The organism is uncultured Romboutsia sp. (assembly GCF_958366745.1).
GTDB lineage: Bacteria > Bacillota > Clostridia > Peptostreptococcales > Peptostreptococcaceae > Romboutsia > Romboutsia timonensis.
Genome location: NZ_CATXCO010000082.1, coordinates 1 through 9,273, shown reverse-complemented (window position 1 = coordinate 9,273; position 9,273 = coordinate 1). Strand labels below are relative to the sequence as shown.

The 9,273-nt window shown below is 29.9% G+C and carries 7 protein-coding genes, 1 pseudogene and 1 riboswitch; all 8 genes and pseudogenes read left to right on the top strand.

Features of this window, described 5'->3' with window-relative positions; translation table 11 throughout:
- The coding region (locus Q5F54_RS07095; protein WP_302334149.1) for a TCP-1/cpn60 chaperonin family protein at window positions 1-439 on the top strand (439 nt) is incomplete at its 5' end.
- Window positions 440-610: 171 nt separating this feature from the next.
- Entirely contained in the window at window positions 611-874 is a 264-nt protein-coding gene (locus Q5F54_RS07090) for a hypothetical protein (RefSeq protein ID WP_281538953.1), read from the top strand.
- A gap of 277 nt (window positions 875-1,151) precedes the next feature.
- Window positions 1,152-1,895 (top strand): nickel pincer cofactor biosynthesis protein LarB, encoded by a 744-nt coding sequence (larB, locus tag Q5F54_RS07085; protein WP_281538954.1) that lies wholly within the window; start codon window positions 1,152-1,154, stop codon window positions 1,893-1,895.
- A gap of 32 nt (window positions 1,896-1,927) precedes the next feature.
- Window positions 1,928-3,105, top strand: a pseudogene (larC, locus tag Q5F54_RS07080) (nickel pincer cofactor biosynthesis protein LarC).
- A 50-nt stretch (window positions 3,106-3,155) separates the two neighbouring features.
- A riboswitch (purine riboswitch) is annotated at window positions 3,156-3,257 on the top strand.
- A gap of 200 nt (window positions 3,258-3,457) precedes the next feature.
- Entirely contained in the window at window positions 3,458-4,921 is a 1,464-nt protein-coding gene (gene guaB, locus Q5F54_RS07075; protein ID WP_281538955.1) for an IMP dehydrogenase, read from the top strand.
- A 3-nt stretch (window positions 4,922-4,924) separates the two neighbouring features.
- Window positions 4,925-6,457: a glutamine-hydrolyzing GMP synthase gene (gene guaA / locus Q5F54_RS07070; protein WP_071121526.1), complete on the top strand. Its 1,533-nt coding sequence runs from the start codon at window positions 4,925-4,927 to the stop codon at window positions 6,455-6,457.
- A gap of 161 nt (window positions 6,458-6,618) precedes the next feature.
- On the top strand, window positions 6,619-7,638 hold the full coding sequence (locus Q5F54_RS07065; RefSeq protein WP_281538956.1) for a BMP family protein: 1,020 nt from the start codon (window positions 6,619-6,621) through the stop codon (window positions 7,636-7,638).
- 214 nt (window positions 7,639-7,852) lie between these two features.
- Entirely contained in the window at window positions 7,853-9,184 is a 1,332-nt protein-coding gene (locus Q5F54_RS07060; RefSeq protein WP_302169692.1) for an NCS2 family permease, read from the top strand.
- Window positions 9,185-9,273 lie beyond the last annotated feature (89 nt).

Below are 9,273 nucleotides of genomic sequence, written 5' to 3'. Positions count from 1 at the left end.
TGCTTTAAATGCAACTAAAGCCGCTGTTGAAGAAGGTATAGTTGCTGGTGGTGGAACAGCTTTAGTTAGTGTAATACCAGCTTTAGATAAGTTAGTATTAGAACTAGAAGGAGAAGTTCAAATAGGTGCTAAGATAATAAGAAAAGCATTAGAAGAGCCATTAAGACAAATAGCTATAAATGCAGGTCTTGAAGGTGCTGTTATAACAGAAAGAGTAATTAATGCAGAGCCTGAGGTAGGATTTGATGCATTAAATGAAAGATATGTTAACATGATAGAGGTTGGTATAGTTGACCCAACTAAGGTTACTAGAAGTGCTTTACAAAATGCAGCATCTATAGCTGGAGTATTCTTAACTACTGAAGCTGCAGTTGCAGATTTACCAGAAGCTGAACCTGCTATGCCAGGAATGGGCGGAGGAATGCCAGGAATGATGTAATAAAAAGAGTAGCAAATTGCTACTCTTTTTTATTTTCAAATTTTAAATAAAATATATTTTAATAAAAAACATATTTCTTTAATAAAAGTTAGAATAATTGGAAGATAATTTGCAAAATATATATTTGATATATTATAAATATCATAAAAGTTCATCTTAGGGAGGCATAAAATGAGCAAATTTGTTGATGATTTAAAAAAAGATATAGAAGGTATGGAAGCTCGTCATGAGCAGCATAAGGAATTAAGACATGAAAAGCATGAAGAAAAGAAATTTGCTAGAGAGTTAAAGCATCAAATGAAACATGAAGAGCATGAAAAAGTTAAACAAGGTCGTAAGGTAGCTCATGAAGAAAAAAAAGAAGAAAGACACGCAAGACATGAAGAAAAGAAATTCGAAAAAGAGTTAAAACATCAGATGAAGCATGAAGAATAAAGAAAAAGATGGTTATACAAAATAGTATGACCATCTTTTTCATTACATAAGATTATTTATTAAAGTATCTATAAGTAACTTTGTTAAATTCTTTAATTGGTTTATACAATTATTATTGAAATCTAACATATACTACTTTTAATCTAAACTAGTAGTGATATAATTTTAATATGTAATATATTGGGAGTTTATTATTAGGAAAATTAACTAGTACAATGAATTAATTTTTTAATAATTAAACAAATACTGTAGAATATCAATAAGAGGGGAATTGTATATGGATTTAAGGAAGTTATTACAAGATGTTAAAGATGGTTCTACTAATATAGACGATGCATTAAGTTCACTTAAGAACTTACCTTATGAAGATATTGGATATGCTAATATAGATCATCATAGAGAAATAAGAATTGGATACCCAGAAGTTATTTACTGTGAAGGAAAGAGTGATGAACACATATTGGGAATTATAGAAAGAATGATGGAAAAAGGATCGAATATATTAGGAACTAGATGTAGAAGAGAAACTTTTGAAAAAATAAAAAGAGTTTATTCTAATTCGGAATATGAAGAAATATCTAAAATATTAAAAATTAAGAATCATAAAATATCTAATATAGGTAAAGGAAAAATCGTAGTTGTTAGTGGAGGAACATCTGATATACCTGTTGCAGATGAGGCTTATTATACTGCAAAATTTTTAGGCAATGATGTTGAAAGAGTTTATGATGTTGGAGTTGCTGGAATACATAGATTACTTAATAAAAATCATATATTACAAAGTGCAAGAGTAGTAATTTCAGTAGCTGGGATGGAAGGTGCATTACCTAGTGTAGTAGGTGGTCTTGTTGATGTACCTGTTATAGCAGTTCCTACATCTGTTGGGTATGGAGCTAATTTTGGTGGCTTATCTGCACTTTTAACTATGTTAAATAGTTGTGCATCTGGTATATCAGTCGTTAATATAGATAATGGATTTGGGGCAGGATATTTAGCATCGATGATAAATAAATTAGATTAGATTAGACTTGAGATAGAATTAAGGGGGAATATATGGAAGAAAGAATACTTTATTTTGATATAGTTAATGGTATATCGGGTGATATGACTATAGCTACATTATTGGATTTAGGAATATCTAAAGAAGTTTTTCTAGAAGAAATAAATAAGTTAAATTTAGGTGATGAATTTAATATAAATATACAAGAGGAAAATGAAGATGGAATAGTAGGAACAAAGGTAGAAGTTATTACAAAGGAAGTAAATGCCCATAGACACTTATCCGATATATATGAGATTATAGATAAGTCTTCTCTTAATGAATATGTAAAAGAAAATGCTAAAAAGATATTTATGGTAATAGCTGAGGCAGAAGCTAAAGTTCATGGTACGACTATCGATAAAATACATTTTCATGAGGTTGGTGCAATAGATTCTATAGTAGATGTAGTAAGTGCATGTATATTAGTAGACTTACTATGTGTAGATAAGATATATGCAACAACAGTTCCAGTAGGGTCGGGATTTGTAAAATGTGATCATGGTATTATGCCAGTACCTGCACCTGCAACAATAGAAATTCTAAAAGATGTGCCTATAAAGTTAAATACAGTTAAAGGAGAGTGTACAACACCAACAGGGGCAGCTATAATAAAAACTCTATGTGATGATTTTGTAGATGTATTAGAACTTGAAGTTAAGCAAATTGGTTATGGAATAGGTCATAAGAAGTTTGAAATACCTAATATATTAAGAACTGTTTTAGGTGTAAAAAAAAAGAAGAATTTATATATGAGATAATCGCTAATATTGATGATATGTCTTCTGAAGTATATTCGTATATATACGAAAAATTTATAAATGATGGGGCACTAGATATTTACACTCAAAGTATATATATGAAAAAAAATAGACCTGCAATTAAATTATGTATTTTATGTAAGGAAGATGATTTAAATAAATTTATTGATTTAATGATATTACAAACTAGTACATTTGGAATAAGATATAGCAAGTATAATAGAGTAACATTAGATAGAAAGTTTACTAAAATAGAAACTGAATATGGTAAAATAACAGTTAAATTAGGCTACTATAATGGTCAACTAATCAGGATTACTCCTGAATATGAAGACTGCAAAAAGATATCAATAAATAAGAATATTCCTTTAAATAGTTTAGTAAATAATATAAACTATTTGATAAATAAAAAATTTAATATAAATTATTGACATAAGGAATAATTTTTGATAAATTAATACTCAACTTAATAAATACTTAATTAAATAAAGAATACGTCACTCGTATATACTCAGAAATAAGGTCTGAGAGTTTCTACCGAGATACCGTAAATATCTTGACTATGAGTGAAATTATTATAAATAGCATTAATTAAGTAAATATGTAGGCTGATGAATATCCCTATATATTGGCTACAAAAATGCTTAAAAAATCTGTATAGTAATTTCACTTTAAAAAAATGAAATTATTATGCAGATTTTTTTATAACCACTTTAAAAACGAACGAAAATAATGTAATATTATAAATATATTCGTAAATTTAAGAAAAGGGGAGAAATAAAGATGGCTAAAATACTAAAAGAAGGCTTAACGTTTGATGATGTTTTATTGATACCACAAAAATCAGAGGTATTACCTAAGGATGTAGATATAACAACTTATTTAACAAAGAAAATAAAATTAAACATTCCCCTAATGAGTGCAGGGATGGATACTGTTACTGAATCTAAAATGGCAATATCTATGGCAAGACAAGGTGGAATAGGTATAATACATAAAAATATGTCTATAGAAGAACAAGCATTAGAAGTTGATAAGGTTAAGAGAAGCGAAAGTGGAGTTATAGTAGATCCTTTCTATTTGTTAAAAGACAATACTTTACAAGATGCAGATGATATAATGGCTAGATATAAAATATCAGGAGTGCCTATAGTAGATGAAAGTCATAAATTAATAGGGATAATAACTAATAGAGATATAAAGTTTGAAGATGACATGACAAAGAATATAGAAGATGTTATGACAAAAGAGAACTTAGTTACAGCTAAAGAAGGAGTAACTTTAGAAGGAGCTCAACAAATATTAAAAACTCATAAAATAGAGAAGTTACCTATAGTAGATGAAGAAGGACACTTAAAAGGATTAATAACTATAAAAGATATAGAAAAGAAAATACAATATCCTAATTCAGCAAAAGACGAACGTGGAAGATTATTATGTGGAGCTGCAGTTGGAATAGGTGTAGACCTTATGGATAGAGTAAGAGCTTTAGTTAAAGCTAATGTTGACGTTATAGTTTTAGACAGTGCACATGGTCATTCAAAAGGTGTTATGGATGCACTTATAAAAGTAAAAGAGACTTATCCGAACCTTCAAGTAATAGCAGGTAACGTAGCAACTCCAGAAGCAACAGAAGATTTAATAAAAGCAGGGGCTGATTGTGTAAAAGTTGGTATAGGACCAGGTTCTATATGTACAACGAGAGTTGTTGCTGGTATAGGGGTTCCTCAAGTTACAGCAGTTATGGACTGTGCAGAAGTTGGTAAAAAATATGGAGTACCTGTAATAGCAGATGGTGGAATCAAATATTCAGGAGATGTTGTTAAAGCATTAGCAGCAGGAGCTTCAGTATGTATGATGGGATCATTGTTTGCTGGAACAGAAGAGAGTCCAGGAGAAATAGTACTATATAAAGGAAGATCTTATAAAACATACAGAGGTATGGGATCTATAGGAGCTATGGAAAAAGGTTCTAAAGATAGATATTTCCAAAATGATGCTAAAAAATTAGTACCTGAAGGCGTAGAAGGAATGGTTGCATACAAGGGAAAAGCTGAAGATATAATATTCCAAATGATAGGTGGAATAAGAGCTGGTATGGGTTACTGTGGAGCACCTACACTAGAAGATTTAATGGATAATGCAGCATTTATAAAAATAACAGCAGCATCTTTAAAAGAAAGTCATCCACATGATATAACAATAACTAAAGAAGCACCGAATTACAGCACACAAGGAGAAATATAGCATATGAAGCATGAGTTAGTATTAGTAGTTGACTTTGGAGGTCAATATAATCAATTAATAGCAAGAAGAGTAAGAGAAAATAACGTATATTGTGAAATAATACCTTATACTACAGATATAGAAAAAATAAAATCAATGAATCCTAAGGGGATAATATTCACAGGTGGACCTAACAGTGCATACTTAGAGGATTCACCTAAGATAGCTAAAGAAATATTTGAAATAGGAGTTCCTATACTTGGTATATGTTATGGAATACAAGTAATGTCTCATATATTAGGTGGTAACGTAAGAAAAGGAACAAATGCTGAAAAAGAATATGGAAAGACTGAAATAACATATAAAGAGTCTGCTATATTTGAAGGAATATCTACAAATATAGTATGGATGAGTCATACAGACTTAATAGATAAACTTCCAGAAGGATTTAAATCTATAGCACATACTAAAGATTGTCCTGTAGCAGCTATGGAAAATACAGAGAAAAAATTATATGGAGTACAATTCCACCCAGAAGTTGAACATTGTCAAGATGGAGATAAAGTACTTAGAAACTTCTTATACAATGTTTGTGGGGTAAGTGGAGATTGGACTACAGACTCATTTATAGCTGATAAGATAAAAGAATTAAAAGAAATAATAGGTGATAAAAAAGTACTTTGTGCTTTAAGTGGTGGAGTTGACTCATCAGTAGCAGCAGTACTTGTTCATAAAGCTATAGGTGATAACTTAACTTGCGTATTCGTAGACCATGGTTTACTGAGAAAAAATGAAGGTAACGATGTAGAAAGAATATTCAGAGATAAGTTTGATATGAACTTAATAAGAGTTAACTGTGAAGATAGATTCTTAGGTAAGTTAAAAGGAGTAACAGAACCTGAAGCTAAGAGAAAAATAATAGGTGAAGAGTTCATAAGAGTATTTGAAGAAGAATCAAATAAACTTGGAAAAATGGATTTCTTAGTTCAAGGAACTATATATCCAGATGTAGTTGAAAGTGGACATGGAGAAGCTGCAACTATAAAGTCTCATCATAACGTTGGTGGAATACCTGAAGATATAGAATTCCAAATAGTTGAACCTTTAAGAGAATTATTCAAAGATGAAGTAAGAAAAATAGGTTTAGAATTAGGAATAGATGAAGATTTAATATTTAGACATCCATTCCCAGGACCAGGACTTGGAATAAGAGTTATAGGTGAAGTAACTAAAGAAAAATGTGACATATTAAGAGAAGCAGATGCTATATACATGGATATATTAAAAGAACATGGTTTATACAAAGAAATATGGCAAGCATTTGCTACATTACCAGATGTAAAAACAGTTGGAGTTATGGGAGATGAAAGAACATATGCTTACTTAGTAGGTATAAGAGCTGTTACATCTTCTGACGGGATGACTTCTGATTGGTATAAAATGCCATATGACGTATTAGAAAAGATATCAAATAGAATAGTAAATGAAGTTGACGGAGCAAACAGAGTAGTTTACGATATAACTTCTAAACCACCAGGAACAATAGAGTGGGAATAAAAAATATACTGTATGATTCTAACTTAAATGTATTTTAATGAAGAATATAAAAAGAATTTTATAAAGTATTACTCGAAAAAATAGACAGTATTAGGAATATAAAATATGAATATTATGCAACCTATAATATATGAAATATTTAAAGACACTAGGAGGAAATTATGAAATTTAAAAAAATAGCAGCATTAAGTACTGCAGTAATAATGTCAGCATCTATGTTAGTTGGATGTGGTAATAATAAATCAAAAGAAAATACAGATAAAAGTTTTAAAATTGGAATGGTAGCTGATATCGGTGGTATAAATGATGAATCATTTAACCAAAGTGCATGGGAAGGTCTTCAAAAGGCTGAAAAAGATTTTGGAATAGAAGTAAAGGTAATAGAATCTAAGCAAGCATCAGAATATCTTCAAAATATGGAAAGTTTATTAGATGAAGACGTAGATATGGTAATAGGTGTAGGATACACTATGAAAGAAGATATAGAAAAACAAGCGAAAAACTATCCAGATAAGCAATTTGTATTAATTGATGAAACATATGATAGTATACCTGAAAATGTAACACCTATATTATTTAGAGAAAATGAAGCAGCGTACTTAACTGGACTTGTAGCTGGTAAAATGACAGAAAATAATAATGTAGGATTTATAGGAGGTATCCAAACTCCTGTTATATCTAGATTTGAATATGGATATAAAGCAGGTGTAAAAGAAGCAAATAAAGATTGCAATGTTAATGTACAATATGCAGGAACATTCTCAGATGCAGCAAAAGGTAAATCTATAGCTAATCAAATGTACGGAAATGGTTCAGATATAATACTTGCTGCAGCTGGAGGAACAGGATTAGGATCAATAGAATCTGCTAAAGAACAAAATAAATATGCTATAGGTGTAGATAGAGATCAAAGTGACTTAGCACCAAAAAATGTATTAACATCAGCATTAAAGAAAGTTAATGTAGGTGTATATGATACAGTAAAAGAATTTATAGAAGGTAAATTAAAAGGTGGACAAGAAAAAGTTTATGGACTTAAGGAAGATGGTGTTGGTATACCAGAAACTACAAAGAATTTAGTACCACAAGAGATAATAGATTATGTTAACTCTATGATAGAAAAAATAAAGAATGATGAAATAAAAGTTCCAGTTAATGAAGAAGAGTATAAATCTATGTAAAAATAAATTAATAAGTGATATAAAAAAGCCCAATTAAGATTGGGCTTTTTTTATATGTAAAAATACGAACTATTTATAATTAATACATAAAAACATATATACAAATGTAAAAAAATGTTGAAAAATAATTTTTATTATAATATAATTATCCATGCGATTATAATAAAATACGAATTATATGACATATTAAAAATAAAATGTTAGGAGGATGACTATGCAAGCTACTCAAGTAACGAAGCAGAGTTTTCTAGATAAAACTTTCAAATTAAAAGAAAACAAGACAAATATAAGGACAGAGGTTTTAGCAGGAACAACAACATTCATGACAATGGCGTACATATTAGTTGTAAACTCTAATATACTTGCTGATGCGGGAATGGATAAAGGCGCAGCTTTTACTGCTACAGCAATAGGGGCATTCATAGGCTCATGTATAATGGGTATATTAGCAAATTATCCAGTAGCTCTAGCTCCTGGTATGGGGCTTAATGCATTTTTTGCATATACAGTAGTATTAAGTATGGGATATAGCTGGCAGTTTGCACTTTGCGCAGTATTTATAGAAGGTATAATATTTATATTAATGTCTGTAACAAATGTTAGAGAGAAAATATTAGATTGTATACCTAATGTTTTAAAGGATTCAATAACGGCTGGTATAGGGCTTTTTATAGCTTTTGTAGGATTAGCAAATTGTGGACTTGTTACAAATGGAGCAACAATACTTCAATTAGGTAATTTACAAGATCCATTAGTGCTATTAACTATATTTGGTTTAATAGCAATATCTATATTACTTGCTAAAAATGTAAAAGGAGCATTCCTTATAGGAATGTTAATAGTATCAGCGGTAGGAATGGCTATTGGTTTAGTAGAGGTGCCAAATGCAGTAGTATCTAGTGTACCTTCAATGAAGCCAGTATTCTTACAAGCATTATCAATTCCTTTTAATCAAATATTTAGTTTTGATATGTTTATGGTAGTGCTTACATTCTTATTTATGGACTTATTTACTACAGTAGGATGTTTAGTAGGGGTAGCATCAAAAGGTAATATGTTAGATGAAGATGGAAAGTTACCTAGAGTTAAACAAGCACTACTTTCAGATTCGATAGCAACAACAGTTGGAGCATTACTTGGAACATCTACAGTAACATCATATGTTGAAAGTGCAGCAGGTATAGGAGAAGGTGGAAGAACAGGATTAACTGCAATAACAACAGGATTTATGTTCTTACTTGCATTATTCTTTGCACCAATATTTACATCAATACCAACACAAGCAACAGCGCCAGTTCTTATATTAGTAGGAGTTATGATGGCAAGTTCGCTTACAAAGATAGATTTTGATGATTTTACCAATGCAATACCAGCATTCTTAACATTTGCTATGATGCCACTTGCATACAATATAGCAGATGGAATAATATTTGGTATAATATCATTTACAATATTAAAATTAGTTACTAAGAAAAAAGAAGAAGTGAATATATACTTAATAATACTTTCTATTATATTTGTATTAAAGTTTATATTCTTAAATTAATAATTCGAGAGCTATCTCTATTGAGATGGCCTTTTTATATTTCCTGAATTGTCAATTTAAATCAGACAAATTACTTATGAATCACTAAG